A 17,853-nucleotide genomic window follows, 5' to 3' on the forward strand; every position below is an offset into this window, starting at 1 on the left:
CTTTCCAGTTTTAACACCCTTTTTTAACGGACGCCGCGCTTTTCTTTGATCTTCTCATAAGCCGCCTGAATGTCCTGAGCACGTTGATGAGCCTGCTTCATTACCTCTTCCGGTAACCCCTTAGAAGCCAGCTTGTCCGGATGATGCCGAGCCATTAATTTACGATACGCTTTCTTAATTTCGGCGTTACTGTTTTGAGCTGTTACGCCAAGCACTTCATAAGCGTTATTTATTTCATCCTGGCTGGTGGTTTTTCGCTGTTGCTGATGCTGCTGCCGACGATGCTGATGAAAACGAAAAGCCGCTTTTTCCATCATCAACCACTGGTCCAGCTGAAAACGAGTAAACCCAAGGTGCTTAGCCACGTTAACCAAAACTTCATGCTCTGACTTTTCCAACACACCGTCATTTAACGCAAGACCAATCAGCTGCTCCATAAAAAGCTGCAGAACATCGCGGTTACCGTAAAAGGAGGCACTAAAATCCTTCATGACTTGTTGCAGAGGAAACGTCGGTTCTTTACCTTCGCGAAAGGCTTCCTGTGCTTCGCGGGTCGCGTCCTGATTTAAATTCAAACGACGCATTAGCTCCTGAGCCTGAGAAATATCGCTAGTGGTGACTTTACCTTTTGCCTTAGCAACGTGGCCCATTACTGCGAACAGTGTGTAAATAAAATTAGCGTCCCCGGCGGCTTGCTCTGCCCCATACAAAAAACGCCCCCAGGCGCCTTTTTGGGAAAAGTCCTGAGCCATGCCCCGATCAAACCAGTGACCAATGAGCGCCCCCAGAATAGCACCCGGCCATTTCATAAACGCAAAGCCAGCCAGTGCGCCGACTACCTTTCCCCAAACCATGTTATTTCTCCAGCCGCTGGTTAACTTGATGCAGGCGTTCCGGTGTACCTACGTCTGTCCAAAATCCATCCTGATGGCTTGCTGCCAGTTGCTTCTTATTAATTGCCCTGTCGAAAAAAGGCTTTAATGCCCGTTTCCCCTCAGGGTATGGCGCCAACAGTTCTTTGCGATACAGACCAACACCGGAAAAAGTTTTACGGGCATCATTCTCATTTTCCCCATTAACCAACAATCCATTTTCAATAGCAAAGTCACCATTTGAATGATGAATCGGATTATCCACCATAATTAAATGTCCCAGCAGCCCTTTTTCCAGATCCGTTGGTAAATCCCGGTAATCCCAGTCTGTCCAGATATCACCATTAATAACCCAAAACGGGTCATCTCCGAGCAGTGGCAAGGCTTTAATAATACCCCCTGCAGTCTCAAGTCCACCCTCAGGTTCCGCAGAGAATGAAACCTGCAGACCCCACTGGCTGCCGTCCCCGACAAAATCTTCAATTTGCTCACCATGCCAGGCATGATTAATAACCACTTCATTAACACCTGCGTTTGCCAGCTTTTCCAGGTGATAACCCAACAAGGGTTTTCCCGCTACCGGCAACAAAGGCTTTGGCTGATTATCCGTTAACGGGCGCATTCTACTGCCCCGTCCGGCAGCTAAAATCATCGCTCTCATAGGCTGTCCTTCCAGGCTGGGATAATGCGCTCACGCAACCAGCGGTTGTAATTTGAAAGCTGCGGATAGTTAGCACTTACTCGCTGCAAATACCCGAGGGTTCTGGGCACATCCTGTAAATAGCCGGGCTTATGATCGCGATGCGCCAACCGGGCAAAAATACCTGCCGCTTTGGTGTGCCGCTGCAGCCCCATCCAGTCAAACCAGTGTTGCCATTGTTGTGGTTCAACCTGCGCCGCTAAGCAGTCAGACTCAACCAGATGTTGCCTTAACCCTTCACTCAATTCGTTGACCAATTCCTCTGGCCACTCAATATAGCAGTCGCGTAGTAACGACACCGCGTCATAGGTCACCGGACCCAGCACCGCATCCTGAAAGTCGATAATACCAATACGGTCATCGTCCAGCAGCATTAAGTTACGTGAATGAAAGTCCCGATGCACTCCCACCTGCGGTTGCTGCAATGCGTTATCAATCATTTGTTGGCTAAACTGACTCCAAACTTCATCGTCCCCGGTATGCCAGTCTAAGTTCAGGTGATGTTTTAATAACCAGTCCTTAAATAAAGAAAGTTCACGTTCCAACAAAGCGGTATCGAAAGCGGGCAGCTCACCCTGCTCAGTCCGGCGTACCGACATAATGTTAGGCAGCGCGGTAAGTGCCTGCTGGTAGTATTGCCGCGCATTTCGTGGATGCAGTTTACTCAGCAACAGTATCTGACCAAAATCGGATTGCAGCATAAAGCCCTGTTCTAAATCCGCCGCAATAATCTCTGGCACAGTAACGCCGGCTTCAGAATAGGCTTGTGCAACGGCCAAAAAAGGCTTCATTGGTTCTTTTTCGGGAGGACAGTCGACCGCTATCAGGCTTTCCTGGCCATTAGTTGCCCGAAAATAGCGACGGAAACTGGCATCACCGGATACAACTTCTAAAGTTGGTTGTGAAACACCTGTCTGGGCTTCACACCAAGCCTGCAGAGCCACTTCTCGTTTGTCTTCCAAAATATCCTCCACCAAATTTGTCGCAAAGCCTTAAAACTAGCAGTGTACCAAATAGCGAAACAAACAAAATTGCTTTATTATACCCTCGCGCTGCAAAACAGAATAAATGCATTTAACAACAACGACGGAAGATTAAATTGCTGCAACGGTTTATTACTTCGCTAATGCTACTGCCCTTTCCCGGCAGCGCGCTAGCGGCTTTACAAAATCAAGACGCACCACAACACATGACTTGCACCGTGCCTCAGTCTACTGAGAGTACGATTACCGCCGTCCAGTTGCAGGAAACCGATGCAGGAACTATTGGTGTTGAATCGCGTAGCGCCGAAATTCTGGCCAATGAAAAAGCGTATTTTACCGGTAACGTCATCATTCAGCGTAACGGACAGTGGCTTTCAACTTCAAAAGCCACTATCGATCAGCAGCGGGGTGAGATTATCGCCTCAGACGGCATTACTTTTAATGACGGCTATTTAAGCGTTACGGGTGATTCGTTATCGCTAGACTTAAACGATGACGAGGCCAAACTCTACAACAGTGATTACCGACTGCGAAATCATAACGCGCGTGGCCACGCAGAGTTGCTTTCATTGTCCCGGCAGGAAGTTTTATTACAGGACTCAAGCTTCACCACCTGCCCGGGCGAGACTCCGGCCTGGCAATTACGCGCAGAACGTATTCAGATAAATGAAACCAGCGACTTCGGTGAAGCCTGGCACGCCCGATTTGAGTTATTCGACGTACCGGTGCTTTACTTACCGTATTTTAATTTTCCATTGAGTGACGCGCGTAAAACCGGTTTGCTCTACCCCACGTTCGACTCATCATCAAACAGTGGTTTTGAAGTAGAAGTTCCCTACTACTTTAATATTGCTCCCAATATGGATGCGACAATAGCTCCGGTTTATATGTCCGAGCGCGGCACCATGATGAAAGGCGAGTATCGCTATTTATTTGAGCAAAATGCCGGACAATTCAATTTAGAATATTTAGGCAATGACGACACTCGCATCGCAAATAAAAAACGCTACCTTTGGCACGTTCAGCATTCGGCGCAAATAAACCAGGACTTGAGTTTTTACCTGGATGCGACCGAAATTAGTGACGACAACTACCTGAATGACTTTGGTAGTGATTTTGCAGGCCGGGCTGACACTCACTTATATCGCGTAGCCCAGCTTGATTACGACAACGAAAACTGGACCGCACAATTACGTACCGAAGACTACGAGCTTATTGGCGACTACCGCAGCCCCTATCGCACACTGCCGCAGCTTAGTATCGATTACAACACTGGCGACTTCACCGGCTTTAGCGCCAGCTTATACAACGAACTAACCTATTTTCAGAATCAGGATCAGACCCGCGAATACGCGACCCGGGCACATATAGAGCCGAGCATTCAGTACCGTTTTGAGAAGCCTGCTTTTGATACAGAAGCCGAGCTTTCTTATCTTTATACGCGCTATTGGCAGGAAAGCCCGGACAACAAGATTGCTGAGGAAGTTTCACGTGCGCTTCCCCGCGCTCGTGTAAGGGCTCGTTTGCATCTCGAGCGAGCCATTGAACTGGGTGACAGCCAGTACCGTCAAACCCTGTCGCCGCAAATTCAGTATTTGTATGTGCCCTATGAAAACCAACAGAACATCGGCATTTATGATACCTCTTTATTGCAGGACGATTACCACGGGCTGTTCCGTAGCCGCCGTTTTTCGGGGTTGGATCGCATCGCCGAGGCTAACCAGATAACGTACGGTGTCAGCAGCAGCTTATTCACTCAGAATGAACGCGAAGTGCTGCGAGCCAGTATTGGGCAAATTTACAATATTAATGACAGTCGTACGCAACTGTTTGCCAGCGATGAAGAAACCACAACCTCCAGTAACAGTGAGTGGGTTGCCGACATTAACTGGGCTGTTGATGAGAACTGGTCAATACGCAGCTCAATTCAATACGATACGGAACTTAACACCACCCGTAAGAGTCAGACCGCGGTAGAGTTCCGTAAAGATGAATCAAACTTGATACAGGTCAGTCATCGCACCGCAACCAACATTCTGAACAACGATATTGAACAAGTTGGAACGCAGGCAGTTTGGTCAGCAAGTTCGCGCTGGCAAGTCGCATCAAATGTCTTTTACGATCTCACACATGATCGTTTAAATGATGCTATGGTGGGCATTCAATACAGCAGTTGCTGCTGGGCCTTACGGGTTAGCGCGTACAGACGCATAAACCGTGATCTTGAGCCGGCTTTTAGTGCGACTCAGATAAACGGCGAAACTCAATTTGACAATGGCATTAGTATACAATTTATTATCAGCGGTTTAGCTTCTGATAGCAGTGGTCTAATTAACATGCTTGAGAAAAGTACGTACGGTTACCGCCGTCCTTTTTATCTCAGTAACTAGTGGTAGGTATAATGAAAAAAATTGCATCGTTTTGTTCAGCAGCTGTGCTGATTGCATCGTCTTTTTTGCTGAATAACACCGTTCAGGCTCAGCAAATACTGGATCGCGTTGTCGTCGTAGTCGATGACGGCGTAGTGCTGCAAAGCCAGATTGACCAACTTATCCAACAAGTTAAGAACGGTCAGAACTTCAACTCGAGTAACGCGCCTTCAGACGAAGTTCTGGAAACTCAGGCTATAGAACGCCTGATTCTGCAGGAAATTCAGTTGCAAATGGCTAACCGCATGGGTATCGAGATTGACGACAACCAGTTAGAGCAAGCCATCAACGAAATAGCAAATAACCAAGACCTTACAACAGCTGAGCTTCGGGAAAACATGGTCAGTAGTGGTATGAGCTGGGCAGCCTACCGCGAAAATATTCGTAACGAATTGGTTATCCAGCAAGTTCAACGAGCAGCTGTACAGCAACGCGTTTCTATCACACCGCAAGAAATTAATAACCTGGTGAAACTCATAGAGAGCAACCAGGAAGTTCAGACAGAGTATCGTTTGGCTCAAATTCTGATTTCCGCTGACTCAAACTCATCACAAGCCGAACTTGAAAAAGCCAAAGAGCGTGCCAACACAGTTTTGAATTTACTGGACAAAGGTAGTGACTTTGCTGACTTGGCGGTACGTTCCTCCTCCGGTTCTGCGGCATTGGATGGCGGTGACCTGGGCTGGATGACAGTTAATGGCATGCCGACCTTGTTTGCGGAAGCGGTAGATGGGAAGTCTGTAGGTGACGTTGTCGGCCCAATCCGCAGTGGTATCGGCTTTCATATTTTGAAAGTACAGGACAAGCGCGGAGAGCAAACAGTCGAAGTACAAGAAGTTAAAGCACGTCATATTTTAATCAAGCCTTCCGTTATTTTGTCAGACAACAAAGCGAAAGAGATGCTCAATCAATACCGTGAGCAAATTGCCAATGGCGAAAAGACTTTTGCTGAACTTGCACGTGAACATTCAGCTGACCCTGGTTCGGCCTCTCGTGGCGGCGATTTGGGCTGGGCTCGTCCCAATAAATACGCACCAGAATTCAAGCAAAAAGTAGAAAGCATTGAACAAGACACAATAAGTGAACCGTTCAGCACACAGTTTGGCTGGCACATTGTAGAAGTTACCGGTCGCAGAACTCTGGATGCCACTGAAGAAAACAAGCAAGAACGCGCATACCAAATGCTGTTTAGCCGTAAATTCCGCGAAGAGCTTGATAACTGGCAGCAAGAAATTCGCGACCAGGCGTTTATCAGAAGAGTTGCTGAGTGAGTATACCAACTCTTGTATTTACACCGGGTGAGCCGGCAGGTATTGGCCCGGACTTAATTATAAAAATAGCGCAGCAGCCCTGGTCGGCTGCTGTCGTTGTCTGTGCAGATAAAAATTTACTAAAACAACGCGCCGAGCAATTGAACCTTCCTATTACCTTGCACAGGTATAGAAAAGGTGAAGAACTGCCGCAACATGAACCCGGACATCTTTGGGTAGAACATATTCCAGTGTGCGAAGACGTGACTCCTGGCGAGTTATGTACAGCCAACGGTCATTATGTGGTTGATTGCTTAAAAAGAGCCTCTGACGGTAATCTCTCAGGCGAGTTCGATGCCATTGTTACCGGCCCTGTACACAAAGGTGTGATTAATCAAGCCGGCGTGGCGTTTTCAGGACACACTGAATTTTTAGCTCATGAAGCGAACTGCAATGATGTCGTTATGATGTTGGCTACAGAAGGCCTGCGTGTGGCGCTGGTCACGACTCACATTCCGCTGGCCTATGTGGCAAAAGCCGTTACCGCGGAGCGTCTGACCAACATTATTACCATACTGCATAACGACCTGACTAAGAAATTCGGCGAGTCGTCGCCCAAAATATTGGTTTGCGGATTAAACCCTCATGCGGGAGAGTCGGGACATTTAGGCAGGGAAGAAATAGACATTATTATTCCGGTTCTGGAACAACTTAAAAAGCAAGGCATGAACTTGCACGGCCCGTATCCCGCAGATACCATTTTTCAGCCAAAGTACCTTGAAGATGCCAGTGCGGTAGTTGCTATGTATCACGATCAGGGTCTTCCGGTGCTAAAATATAAAGGTTTCGGGCAGGCCGTAAACATTACACTCGGGTTACCTTATATCCGGACTTCTGTTGATCACGGTACAGCACTTGAGCTGGCCGGGTCTGGCAAGATTAGCGACGGTAGTTGCCGCCTGGCAATGCAGACCGCTATAGATATGGCAAGAGCAGCGTATTATGAGTAAAAACCAAGGTGGGAATAAACACCAGGGCGGAAGTAAAACCCACTTGGGCCACCGGGCACGTAAACGGTTTGGCCAGAACTTCCTGAATGACGACTATATTATTGAGCAGATTGTTGATGCCATTAACCCTTTGCCCGGTGAAAACCTAATAGAAATTGGCCCGGGGTTAGCAGCACTAACTGAGCCGACAGTAGATCGCAGTGGCCATTTAAAAGTTATCGAAATTGACCGTGACTTAGTTGAAAGGCTTCAGCATCACCCTTTTTTAAGTTCAAAACTGGAAGTGATTCAAGCCGATGCGCTAAGCATAGATTTTAGTCAGTTTGCCAAAGAGAGTCCGGCACGAGTGTTCGGTAACCTGCCCTATAACATCTCCACGCCGCTTATCTTTCATCTGCTGAAGTTTGCCGATGATGTAAAAGATATGCACTTTATGCTGCAAAAAGAAGTGGTTGATCGCTTAGCAGCAGAGCCCGGCTCAAAAAGTTATGGCAGAATCAGCGTCGGTGTACAGCAAGCCTGTAAAGTCACTCCGGTGGTTGCTGTCCCGCCATCAGCGTTTACGCCGCCACCGAAAGTAGAATCATCGGTGGTTCGGTTAGAACCCTATGCCGAAAGCCCTCACCCAGTTAAAGATAAAGCGCAACTGCATAGCTTATGTTTGACAGCGTTTAACCAACGCCGTAAAACAATAAGAAACAACCTTAAACAGTTGGTTCCTGCGGAGCAGCTGGAAGCCCTTGGTATTGACCCGGGCGCAAGGCCGGAGACGCTCTCTGTAGACGATTACTGCAGGATATCCGACTGGCTCACTGAACACTCGCTCACAAAACAAGCGGAAAAGAATGACAGTCAGTAAAATTGAAATTGATGTAAAAACGCAATATTTAGCGGCGCAGTCAAACCCTGATGCCGGACAATATGTGTTTTCTTACACCATAACCATAACCAATGAGTCCAGCCAGTTAGTGCAGTTGCTTGCCCGCGAATGGCGAATTACCGACGCTGACAGTAAAATAACCCGAGTGGCTGGAGATGGCGTTGTAGGACAACAGCCTAAACTGGCTGCCGGTGAATCATTCAGTTATACCAGCGGTACCGTTCTGGCTACGCCTATAGGCACTATGGAAGGGCATTACCTAATGATAGATGAACAGGGCTCGCAGTTTAAAGCACCTATTCCTTCGTTCCGGCTGGCCATCCCTAATATTATTCATTAATTATGAGCAATTACGTTGTCGGTGATATCCAGGGTTGCTTCCGCGAACTTGAAGCTCTGCTTACCCAAGTCAGTTTTAACCCTGCAAACGACTCTTTATGGTGTGTAGGTGATATTGTCGCGCGCGGCCCCAGTTCGCGCGATGCGTTGCGTTTTTTCTATGAAAACAGTAACTCGGTACACAGCGTATTAGGTAATCACGATTTAAACTTAATGGCAGTGTTGCTGGGTTATCGGCAGCCTAACCCAAAAGACAAACTCAATGCGTTATTAGAAGACAGTGATCGCTATGACTGGTTAGAGTGGTTGCGTCACCAACCTTTGATGCATCAGCTAGAAGAGCACAATGCGGTAATAACTCACGCTGGTATTTACCCATGGTGGACACTCAAACAAGCCAGTCAATACGCACAGGAAGTGACAAAAGTTCTTACTGGCAATGAGTTTAAAAACTTTATGCAGCAGTTATTTGGCAACTCGCCGGAAAAATGGGACTCAAGTCTGCAAGGTTTTGACCGATACCGTTTTATAGTGAACGCGTTTACCCGAATGCGTTACTGTAATCCGGAAGGTGAACTGGATTTTTCCCAAAAAGATAATCCATATGAACGTTCATCGCAGGATTCGTATAAGCCATGGTTTAACTTTTGGTCAGAATCCGAGAATCGAGTATTATTCGGGCATTGGGCTGCGCTAATGGGCGAAACCCGGCGTCAGGATGTGATAGCGCTGGATACTGGCTGTGTCTGGGGTCAGTATATGACGTTATATAGCGTTGAGAATAAAACCTTCTTTCATGAACCGGCTTTGACCGGAAAGTGACAATAATAATTATGCAGTGCTGAGGAAAGTTTCATGAAAATTACTGTTGCCATGCGAGTTATCGGTGGTTTTGCCATCATTACTTTGCTGTTACTCATCATTAGCTTAAGCTCGTTGTTTAATATCAACAGCATAGGTTCGTCAGTTGATAAACTCAACGATGAGGCGGTTCCGGCACTGAATCAAGTCTCGGCTATTAAAGTCGATATTCTCGAGCTGGGTACAGTTCAGTTAGAAACTTTTTATGATGAAAGTTTAGAACAGGTAGAAGCCCACAAAAAAGAATTCAATGAATCGAACAAATTGCTTTTTGCCTCTCTTGATAAACTTAAAGAACTTATTCAGGGTAACGGTCAAAGCGACGAAATTAGCGCTTTGGAAAAAGACTCGCGCCAATACGTCAATCTGATCGAGCTTTTGTTCAATCAGCACAGCGAGTATCTGCAACTACAAAATGTTACCGCCTCTCAGTTAGATGAAATTGCATTCAATATCGATGATGCGGCTATTATGCTACTGGATACCATGGATGCCTCTAACAACGAAGTCATCTCGCGTGAAGCCAGTAATATTGAGTCGTCACTGTCCAGCCTTATCACCTTAATGTATGACTTGAACAAAGCTAATAAATTAGACAGCGCTCAAATCATTCGCAGTGAAATCGATATTAATATTGACAGTATCCGCCCTCGTCTTGAAGCTTTAGACAACGAGGCAACTGGTGGCACAGAAGCCATGGTTGATGACGCGATTGGAACAGTTCGTGACGCACTCGACAGCCTTCAGGGCGCAGGTTCCTATCCGGACAATGTCATTCGCCGCCAACAGCTGCGTTTAGATTCTGAAGACTCTCTGGATAAATCAGAAATTCAACTGAATAAACTGATGTCTGATGCTGACAGCCTGCAAACTGCGGTTCGTGGAATAGCAGACGGTACTCGTGTTTCAGTAACAGACTCTATCTCTACCAGTAGCTGGCTCAATAGTATCATCACCATTATTTCTATTGCTCTGGCTGTGCTTATTTCATGGTACACCGTACGTAGCATCAGCCGTCCATTGTCACGCGTTAACCACATGCTGAACATTATGGCGGATGGTAACTTAACCGAACGTGTTGACTATAACGCTCAGGACGAATTTGGTGAGCTCGCCTCAAACACCAATAAACTGACCGGTAATTTACGTAAACTTATTGAAGGTATTGCGAACCGCGCCACTCAGCTGGCTACGGCCGCGGAGCAATCTTCCAATGTTTCTGACGAGACAACTAACGCCATTGACGAACAACGCCGTCAGATTGAGCAAGTAGCCACGGCCACTCAGGAAATGAACAGTACGGCCAGCGAAATGGCCGACGGTGCAGAACAGGCCTTACGCGAAATTCAGCACTCTGATGATGAAGCCAAACGTGTTCGTCAAATTTCAGACAAAAACCGTGCGACTATCGAAGGCCTGGCTAGTGAAATTAAAGGCGCCTCGGAAGTTATCGATCAGTTGTCAGAAAACAGCAAAAACATTGGTGGCATTCTGGATGTTATTCGCGGTATTGCCGACCAGACCAACTTGCTTGCACTGAACGCAGCCATTGAAGCGGCACGTGCCGGTGAGCAAGGTCGCGGATTTGCGGTTGTTGCTGATGAGGTTCGTACTCTGGCCAGCCGTACTCAAGAGTCCACCGAAGAAATTCAGGACATGATTGAGAATCTGCAGAATGACTCTCAGCGAGCGGTTACCGTAATGAATAAAGGCCGCGAGCAGGCTGAGCTCAGTGTGCAGCAGTCCGATGAAGCAGCTCAGGCACTTCAATCTATTACTGAGTCAGTGCATCAGGCGTCTGACAGCAGTAACCATATTGCTAATGCAGCGAAAGAGCAAAGCAGTACTGCGCAGGATATCAGCGAGCGTCTTGAGTCTATTGTTTCCATTGCCGAACAAACGGCTTCTGGTTCCAAACAAACAGCTCAAGCGTCTAACGAAGTCGCTAAACTGGCCGATGAGCTCCAGGACTCAATTAAGAGTTTCAGAGTCTAAAGCAAAAACCTCTGAACTGCAGAAACAAAAAAGGCGCCCTTTAAAGGCGCCTTTTTATATTTCACGGTTTTATTGCCTCAATAATTAACGCTGTTACGCCGTTAAGTTAATTTTAGCGAAGCGACGTTTACCCACCTGATAAACTCCAGAGTCCTTTTCTGTGCACAGGTAACGCGAATCGCTGAATTTCTCGCCATCCACTTTAACGGCATTTTGTTTTATCATTCGTAACGCTTCCGAGGTGGACTCAACCAAGCCTGCTTCTTTTAGCACATTACCTATTGCCATTCCCTCAGCTCCGACTTGCACCGTCTTTTCCGGAATATCGTCCGGTAAAGCATTTTTCTGGAAACGCTGGATAAAATCCTGTTCGGCTTTCTCAGCGTCGTCTTCCGAGTGAAAGCGAGCGATGATTTCTTTTGCCAGCAAAACTTTCACATCACGTGGGTTTTTGCCGTCGGCTACAGCCGCTTTCAGCTCGTCAATTTCAGTAATGGAACGAAAGCTGAGTAACTGGAAGTAACGCCACATGAGCTCATCTGACACCGACATAATTTTACCAAACATGTCATTTGCCGGTTCCGTAATGCCAATATAGTTATTCAGCGATTTTGACATTTTCTGCACACCGTCCAGCCCTTCCAGTAACGGCGTCATAATGACAGTTTGTGGACGCTGCCCTTCTTCTTTTTGCAGTTCGCGCCCCATGAGCAGGTTGAAGCGCTGGTCGGTTCCGCCAAGCTCAACGTCAGCTTTTAATTCAACCGAATCCCAGCCCTGAACCAATGGGTATAAAAACTCGTGAATAGCTATCGACTGATTGTTCTGGTAGCGTTTTTTAAAATCATCACGTTCTAACATACGGGCTACAGTCTGGCGCGCAGCCAGTTTAATCATATCGGCCGCCCCCATTTTCGACATCCATTCGGAGTTAAAACGGATTTCGGTTTTAGCCGGATCGAGAATTTTAAAAACCTGTTCTTTATAAGTTTCAGCGTTAGCAATAACCTGTTCCGTGGTCAGCGGCTTTCTGGTCACATTCTTACCTGTAGGGTCACCTATCATGCCGGTGAAATCACCTATAAGGAAAACCACTTTATGACCAAAGTCCTGAAATACTCTCAGCTTGTTGATTAAAACAGTGTGTCCCAAGTGTAAATCAGGTGCCGTTGGGTCAAAGCCAGCTTTCACTGTCAGTGGCTTACCACTGGCCAACTTCTCAGCCAGTTCCTGCTCGAGTAAAACTTCTTCGGCACCGCGAGTAATCTCGGCAATAGCTTCCGCCACTTCGGTTTTCATCCTCATCTCCAACTGTAAAAACTCATAAACCAGCCATTTTACGCCATTATTACCACTGTTTTAAGCTCAATGATCTGGTATTCTTCATTTTTTCGTATTATCCTCGAAACCATAAGGTTATTCCGTGGTCGTAAACAGGTGCGGTAATCCCCGTGTTTGCTGACACATGTTTACTGGATAATCACAATAAAGAAAGTGAAGTGCGCTATAATATGACATTAAAATCTGTCACCAAAATTCAGCGGATGTTTCTGCAACTTCCGCATTCTCATAAAATTCTGATCAGTGCGATCAGCGTTGCCCTCTTGCTATTACTGATCATTCCGTCGGAACCTGCCACGGCATCTAAGAACAGTACTTCAGCCGAGCAGTTGATGCCAGGTAAACGTTACCAGCTCGATTTAGCTTTTGAGCAACCCAGCTCAGATGAGAGTACTGAAAACTCAGAGCTAACATGGCAAACCTATCAGATTAAATCGGGTGACAGCTTAGCTAAAATATTTGGCAAAGTAGGCTTTAGTGCCCAGCAACTGTATCGCGTTACCGAGTCCGGCGATGAAGCCAAATATCTTCGTAAAGTTCACCCTGGCGATTTGCTTCGCTTTGCGACTGACAGTGACGATAACCTGGTGCAGCTAGCGCACCAGATAAACGATACAGAAACGCTTATTATCACTCGTCAAAACGACAGCTTTGTTGCTGAAATCGAAACTAAAAAAGTTGAAGTTCGTACAGAATTCACTCATGCCGTTATTGACTCCAGCTTCTGGAATGCCGGTATCGACTCGGGTTTGACTGACAACCAAATTATGCGCATTGCCAATATTTTTGGCTGGGATATCGACTTTGCCTTAGACTTGCGTAAAAACGACGAATTTAGCGTACTTTATGAAACGCACTATGTAGATGGCGAGTTTGTTGGCTACGGCAAAATTTTAGCGGCAGAGTTTGTAAACCGCGATGAGAACTTCCAGGCCATTCTTCACGATAATGGACAATATTATACGCCGAACGGTCGCGCCATGCGCAAAACCTTCCTGCGTTCACCGGTTAACTTTACCTACATAAGCTCGAGCTTCAACCCTCGCCGCTTACATCCGGTTACCGGAAGAGTGCGCCCGCACAATGGTATAGATTACGCAGCCTCTACTGGCACGCCAGTAATGTCTTCTGGTGATGGTAAAGTTATCGCGGCTGGTTATACCTCGTTGAATGGTAATTATATTTTTGTGCAACACGGCGAACGCTACGTGACTAAGTATTTACACCTTAGCCGTAAGCACGTGAAAACAGGCGACCGTGTTAAACAGGGTCAGGTAATTGGTCGCGTTGGCGCGACAGGCCGGGTAACGGGTCCACACTTACACTACGAATTCCTTGTTGACGGCGTACATCGTAACCCTCGTACGGTGGAATTGCCGGAAGCCAAGTCGCTAGGTGAATCAGAATTACCGGCTTTCCGTCAACACGCGGATCAGGTAATGGCCATACTAAACGACAACAGACGCGTTTACCTGGCGATGCAGTAATGTTTCAGCGTTATATTGGACTGATGTCGGGCACCAGTATGGATGCGGTTGACGCGGCATTGGTCCAGATAGATGCGCAAGGCACGCCCAGACTTGAAGCTCATCACTCTTTGTCTTTCCCCCCGGAATTGCGTACTCGCTTATTGGCTTTAAGCCACACAGACAACTGGCAGGCCGATGAACTGGCCGGTTTAGACATTGCTTTTTCCGAGCTCAGTGCCAAAGTCGTAGAGCGGCTTCTTGAAAAAGTCAGTATCGCAGCAAAAGACATTACCGCCATAGCCAGTCACGGACAAACCGTTCGCCACAAGCCCAACTCAATACCAGCCTACACCTGTCAAATTGGCGACCCTACACGGTTAGCTTTGGGTACGGGTATTGATGTGATTTACGATTTTCGTCGCAAAGACATCGCCGCAGGTGGTCAGGGTGCGCCATTGGTTCCGGCTTTTCATAAGCAAGTTTTTTCCCGCAAGAATCAAAGCATTGCGGTGATTAATTTAGGTGGTATTGCCAATGTCACCTGGCTTGGCCATAACGGCAACATACTGGGCTTCGATACAGGACCTGCCAACACCTTGCTCGACCAATGGGTTCAGCATAATGACTCAAGTAAAAGCTTCGATGAAAATGCTCAGTTTGCGAGAGCAGGCAAACTTCAGCCTGACCTGCTAAAGCGTTTATTGCAGCATCCGTTTTTTGCTAAGCCAGCTCCCAAAAGTACGGGTCGCGAGGAGTTCAACTTAAAATGGCTGCAACAACAATTGGCCGGGCAGGATATATCCCCGGCTGATATACAGCGCACTTTGACCGAACTTACCGCTATTAGCATCAAAGATGCACTGACAACCCTGCCACAACAACCCGATACGGCTTATTTTTGTGGCGGAGGCACCCGAAACCCATTATTGATGGAGCGCTTAACTCAACTTTTAGCGCCGATTAAATGCGATACTACAGCGAGTTTAGGCGTTGACCCGCAATGGGTTGAGGCAATCGCTTTTGCCTGGCTAGGCTGGTGTTACGAGCATAAAAAACCGGGCAACCAGCCTGAAGTTACAGGAGCCAGTCACCCGGTTGTTTTAGGCGCTAAAGTCGTACATCAATAGACTCTTTATTAGGCACCCAGTTCTTTAAACGCATCACGCGTCAGGTTTTCATTGCCATCGGCTCCAACCACGATGCTGTCTTCAATACGTACACCGCCGTATGGACGCAGCTCATCAACTTTCTCCCAGTTAATATCTGCGCTGTCTTTGTGCTCTTCCAGTAGCTGATCGACCACATATAAGCCCGGCTCAATTGTGAAGACGTGGCCAACTTCAATGTCTCGTAATAAGCGTAAAAACGGATGACGCTCACTGCGCTCGTAGCTGTTACCTTTGTCGTCCTTCAGGAAACCGCCAACATCATGTACCTGCAAACCAATAAAGTGGCCTAATCCGTGTGGCATAAAGGCACTGGTGTAACCTTTGTCATAAATGCTTTGTGCATCACCTTTAATAAACTCAAAGTCACTTAAAATTTGCGCGACTTTCAGATGCATCGACACATGCAGGTCGTAATAGCTCACACCGGGCTTAATCTCGCTCAACAGCTCTTGTTGTGCTTTATCCATAGCTTCTACCAGATTCGCGTAGAAACCTTCTTCATAAGCGTATGAGCGGGTTATATCGGAGCAATAACCACGGTAGCGTGCGCCAGCATCTATTAAGAACGAACGTATTTGCTTAGGCGGAACAGTGTCGTATACGTCGTAATGCAAAATTGCCGAGTGACTGTTCAGCGCAACGATACTATTGTAGGGCACCTGCGACTCACGAAAGTCGATAGCGCCAAGATAAGCATGATGTATTTCCAACTCGCTCTTACCGGCAAAAAAGGCTTCTTTTGCTGCAACATGGGCTTTTGCCGCTAAGCGGTTGGCTTCGCGCAAATTATCCACTTCCCATTGAGTTTTTATTGAGCGGTGAAAGTGCAAATGATCAATCAATGCCTGCGGGTTACGTGCTTTTACTTTCCAGTCACTGACTGGCTGTGCAAAGTCTTCACCAATAAAAGCGGACTGCTCCAAGTCGCTGCCTAAGTCTTCAGTCAGCATACTTAAATCATCAATAATTTTTAAATCAACATGCTGCTGCCATTCTTCTTCCGGCACATTCACCGGAGCATGCCAAAAGTCCCGAGCCTGGAATAGGTAAACCGTAGGACGTTGACTGCCCTTGCGATAAAAAATAGCACTTTTGGGGCTTTCTGTGACCGGAACCCAATATTTAAATAGCGGATTAACCCGGTACGGCGGCGCGTTATCATCGAGAAAATCAACTCGTGGCTGGCCCGAGTAAACCAGTACCGATTCAAAATTGTTGTCCTCTAACGCTTTATCAAAGCGGCTACAAATTGTCTTGATGTGTTCTGCGTACGCGCTCATAAAAAAACCTCACAAAAAATTGTGAGGTTATTCTAGCGGAAAAGCCGAAAACTTTCAGCTGTTCCCGAGGGAAGGAACTAAAGCCTAAACGGAAAAACTCGAACCACAACCACAGGTTGTTGTGGCATTAGGGTTGTCGACAAAAAAGCGTGAACCCTGCAGTCCTTCTTCGTAGCTGACCACGCCCCCCATTAAATACTGTAAACTCATTGGATCAACCAGCAGGGTGACGCCGTTTTTTTCTATTTCCATATCACCCGGGTTTTTCTTTTCATCAAAGGTAAAACCATATTGGAAGCCCGAACAACCGCCTCCGGTTACGTAAACACGCAACTTCAAGTTTGGGTTTTCTTCTTCAGCAATCAGCTTACCCACTTTGCTTGCCGCTTGTTCAGTGAACTCAATCGGCATTGCCTGCTCTGCTGCACTGCTCATGATTTCTCTACCTTGGTTGAACTCTACTGCTATTTTCTCTTACCTGAGTATTTTGGTCAAGTATCGCCGTCACTACGCACACCGGGGTTGGCATCTCCGCGGCTAATTTCTTTCCAGAAAAAGGTTCGGTCCAGTGTCCCTCTACCACCTTTGGTTAGCTGCACTTTTACTTCCACCCGTTCTGGCACAAGCCCTTCAGGCATAAAGAAGTCGCCTTCGTACAAAGAGAAATAGCGCATAGAAAAGCTCCGTTCATCTTGCGCTATATTGGCAAGTTTCAGTAAGTCATAACGCTCTTTCTTACCATCAATGCGGCCAACAAGCTCAACAGTGACCGTGCCCTGGACAAAGTTACGACGCTGCTCAATTTGCAATACCGCCAGAGAGAAATGGAAATGATTTTCTGAACGGTTCTTAGTAACCGTTAAAGAGTCTATCGTAACGCCGCTTTCCTGTAGCTCCGGCGCCATAATCTTCTGATAAAACGCTAAGTCTCGGCGTAAACCATAATTATCGTTCTGTAACGCACTCAACTCGTCCTGCAAACTTTGGTTTGCCGAGCGCTCAATGTCTAGCTCAACTTGCAGCACATGGCGTTGATACTCCATCTGCTCAATACGCTGATAAAGCTGCTCAAGTTGTTGCGACTGTTTGGAAACTTCTTCTTTCAAGGCTTTTGCATGCCAAACTCCGGCTAGGTAAGCCAGGTAAACAACCAAAACAGCAACACAGATCAACAACACAAATACCGGGAAAGCTCCCCAGCGCTGTTGCCAGTATTTCAGGTTAAAATAGGGCTTCATAACTTCCAGCTCATTTCCATCAAGCGTTTATGCTGAT

Annotated in this window: 16 protein-coding genes; 9 read left to right on the forward strand and 7 right to left on the reverse strand. The window is 47.0% G+C overall.

The window, feature by feature from the left end; genetic code table 11:
* Positions 1-23 precede the first annotated feature (23 nt).
* From djlA to ACP7H9_RS05565, 3 genes are read right to left on the reverse strand one after another with little or no spacing between them, the layout of a single operon-like run.
* Entirely contained in the window at positions 24-854 is an 831-nt protein-coding gene (gene djlA, locus ACP7H9_RS05555) for a co-chaperone DjlA (RefSeq protein WP_286823187.1), read from the reverse strand.
* 1 nt (position 855) lies between these two features.
* Complete coding sequence (gene murU / locus ACP7H9_RS05560; RefSeq protein ID WP_034822071.1) at positions 856-1,533, reverse strand: N-acetylmuramate alpha-1-phosphate uridylyltransferase MurU; 678 nt, start codon at positions 1,531-1,533, stop codon at positions 856-858.
* Complete coding sequence (locus tag ACP7H9_RS05565) at positions 1,530-2,534, reverse strand: aminoglycoside phosphotransferase family protein (protein ID WP_034822179.1); 1,005 nt, start codon at positions 2,532-2,534, stop codon at positions 1,530-1,532. Before ACP7H9_RS05565 ends, murU begins: the two co-directional genes overlap by 4 nt.
* A gap of 137 nt (positions 2,535-2,671) precedes the next feature.
* Here ACP7H9_RS05565 and ACP7H9_RS05570 point away from each other — a divergent pair, with 137 nt between their 5' ends.
* The 7 genes from ACP7H9_RS05570 to ACP7H9_RS05600 are packed head-to-tail and all read left to right on the forward strand — an operon-like array spanning position 2,672 to position 11,319.
* Positions 2,672-4,945, forward strand: coding sequence for an LPS-assembly protein LptD (locus ACP7H9_RS05570; protein WP_034822068.1), 2,274 nt, complete (start codon positions 2,672-2,674; stop codon positions 4,943-4,945).
* Positions 4,946-4,956: 11 nt separating this feature from the next.
* The gene (gene surA / locus ACP7H9_RS05575) at positions 4,957-6,255 is read left to right on the forward strand and encodes a peptidylprolyl isomerase SurA (protein ID WP_110014315.1); all 1,299 of its coding nucleotides are present in this window, start codon (positions 4,957-4,959) and stop codon (positions 6,253-6,255) included.
* A complete protein-coding gene (gene pdxA, locus ACP7H9_RS05580; protein WP_034822059.1) occupies positions 6,252-7,244 on the forward strand; it encodes a 4-hydroxythreonine-4-phosphate dehydrogenase PdxA in 993 nt (330 codons plus the stop codon). The genes surA and pdxA overlap by 4 nt, the downstream gene beginning before the upstream one ends.
* Positions 7,237-8,103, forward strand: coding sequence for a 16S rRNA (adenine(1518)-N(6)/adenine(1519)-N(6))-dimethyltransferase RsmA (rsmA, locus tag ACP7H9_RS05585; RefSeq protein WP_114981656.1), 867 nt, complete (start codon positions 7,237-7,239; stop codon positions 8,101-8,103). Before pdxA ends, rsmA begins: the two co-directional genes overlap by 8 nt.
* Complete coding sequence (gene apaG, locus ACP7H9_RS05590; RefSeq protein ID WP_034822053.1) at positions 8,090-8,464, forward strand: Co2+/Mg2+ efflux protein ApaG; 375 nt, start codon at positions 8,090-8,092, stop codon at positions 8,462-8,464. The genes rsmA and apaG overlap by 14 nt, the downstream gene beginning before the upstream one ends.
* Positions 8,465-8,466: 2 nt before the next feature.
* Entirely contained in the window at positions 8,467-9,285 is an 819-nt protein-coding gene (locus tag ACP7H9_RS05595; protein ID WP_439222330.1) for a symmetrical bis(5'-nucleosyl)-tetraphosphatase, read from the forward strand.
* 33 nt (positions 9,286-9,318) lie between these two features.
* Positions 9,319-11,319 carry a methyl-accepting chemotaxis protein gene (locus ACP7H9_RS05600; protein ID WP_153849754.1) on the forward strand — a complete coding sequence of 667 codons (2,001 nt, stop codon included), beginning with the start codon at positions 9,319-9,321 and terminating at the stop codon, positions 11,317-11,319.
* Between the two features lie 93 nt (positions 11,320-11,412).
* Here the strand turns inward: ACP7H9_RS05600 and tyrS are convergent, their stop codons facing one another.
* Positions 11,413-12,618 (reverse strand): tyrosine--tRNA ligase, encoded by a 1,206-nt coding sequence (gene tyrS / locus ACP7H9_RS05605; RefSeq protein WP_011235463.1) that lies wholly within the window; start codon positions 12,616-12,618, stop codon positions 11,413-11,415.
* Positions 12,619-12,863: 245 nt separating this feature from the next.
* Here tyrS and ACP7H9_RS05610 point away from each other — a divergent pair, with 245 nt between their 5' ends.
* Together ACP7H9_RS05610 and ACP7H9_RS05615 are read left to right on the forward strand one after the other, a co-directional pair.
* Positions 12,864-14,147: an OapA family protein gene (locus ACP7H9_RS05610; RefSeq protein WP_439222338.1), complete on the forward strand. Its 1,284-nt coding sequence runs from the start codon at positions 12,864-12,866 to the stop codon at positions 14,145-14,147.
* Entirely contained in the window at positions 14,147-15,256 is a 1,110-nt protein-coding gene (locus tag ACP7H9_RS05615; RefSeq protein WP_439222331.1) for an anhydro-N-acetylmuramic acid kinase, read from the forward strand. Before ACP7H9_RS05610 ends, ACP7H9_RS05615 begins: the two co-directional genes overlap by 1 nt.
* An 8-nt stretch (positions 15,257-15,264) precedes the next feature.
* Here the strand turns inward: ACP7H9_RS05615 and pepQ are convergent, their stop codons facing one another.
* The 3 genes from pepQ to ACP7H9_RS05630 form a co-directional block, all read right to left on the reverse strand.
* Positions 15,265-16,578 carry a Xaa-Pro dipeptidase gene (gene pepQ, locus ACP7H9_RS05620; protein WP_439222332.1) on the reverse strand — a complete coding sequence of 438 codons (1,314 nt, stop codon included), beginning with the start codon at positions 16,576-16,578 and terminating at the stop codon, positions 15,265-15,267.
* 84 nt (positions 16,579-16,662) lie between these two features.
* Positions 16,663-17,013, reverse strand: coding sequence for an iron-sulfur cluster insertion protein ErpA (gene erpA, locus ACP7H9_RS05625; protein WP_011235467.1), 351 nt, complete (start codon positions 17,011-17,013; stop codon positions 16,663-16,665).
* A gap of 56 nt (positions 17,014-17,069) precedes the next feature.
* Positions 17,070-17,816, reverse strand: a complete 747-nt coding sequence (locus ACP7H9_RS05630; RefSeq protein ID WP_439222333.1) for a DUF6776 family protein — start codon at positions 17,814-17,816, stop codon at positions 17,070-17,072.
* Positions 17,817-17,853 lie beyond the last annotated feature (37 nt).

Source organism: Idiomarina sp. ST20R2A10 (assembly GCF_051842345.1).
GTDB classification, from domain to species: domain Bacteria; phylum Pseudomonadota; class Gammaproteobacteria; order Enterobacterales; family Alteromonadaceae; genus Idiomarina; species Idiomarina loihiensis.

Excerpts from the sequence above, each read along its gene's own strand:
- djlA (WP_286823187.1), bottom strand. The coding sequence starts at position 854 with ATGGTTTGGGGAAAGGTAGTCGGCGCACTGGCTGGCTTTGCGTTTATG.
- murU (WP_034822071.1), bottom strand. The coding sequence starts at position 1,533 with ATGAGAGCGATGATTTTAGCTGCCGGACGGGGCAGTAGAATGCGCCCG.
- surA (WP_110014315.1), top strand. The coding sequence starts at position 4,957 with ATGAAAAAAATTGCATCGTTTTGTTCAGCAGCTGTGCTGATTGCATCG.
- rsmA (WP_114981656.1), top strand. The coding sequence starts at position 7,237 with ATGAGTAAAAACCAAGGTGGGAATAAACACCAGGGCGGAAGTAAAACC.
- apaG (WP_034822053.1), top strand. The coding sequence starts at position 8,090 with ATGACAGTCAGTAAAATTGAAATTGATGTAAAAACGCAATATTTAGCG.
- ACP7H9_RS05595 (WP_439222330.1), top strand. The coding sequence starts at position 8,467 with ATGAGCAATTACGTTGTCGGTGATATCCAGGGTTGCTTCCGCGAACTT.
- ACP7H9_RS05600 (WP_153849754.1), top strand. The coding sequence starts at position 9,319 with ATGAAAATTACTGTTGCCATGCGAGTTATCGGTGGTTTTGCCATCATT.
- tyrS (WP_011235463.1), bottom strand. The coding sequence starts at position 12,618 with ATGAAAACCGAAGTGGCGGAAGCTATTGCCGAGATTACTCGCGGTGCC.
- ACP7H9_RS05610 (WP_439222338.1), top strand. The coding sequence starts at position 12,864 with ATGTTTCTGCAACTTCCGCATTCTCATAAAATTCTGATCAGTGCGATC.
- ACP7H9_RS05615 (WP_439222331.1), top strand. The coding sequence starts at position 14,147 with ATGTTTCAGCGTTATATTGGACTGATGTCGGGCACCAGTATGGATGCG.
- pepQ (WP_439222332.1), bottom strand. The coding sequence starts at position 16,578 with ATGAGCGCGTACGCAGAACACATCAAGACAATTTGTAGCCGCTTTGAT.
- erpA (WP_011235467.1), bottom strand. The coding sequence starts at position 17,013 with ATGAGCAGTGCAGCAGAGCAGGCAATGCCGATTGAGTTCACTGAACAA.
- ACP7H9_RS05630 (WP_439222333.1), bottom strand. The coding sequence starts at position 17,816 with ATGAAGCCCTATTTTAACCTGAAATACTGGCAACAGCGCTGGGGAGCT.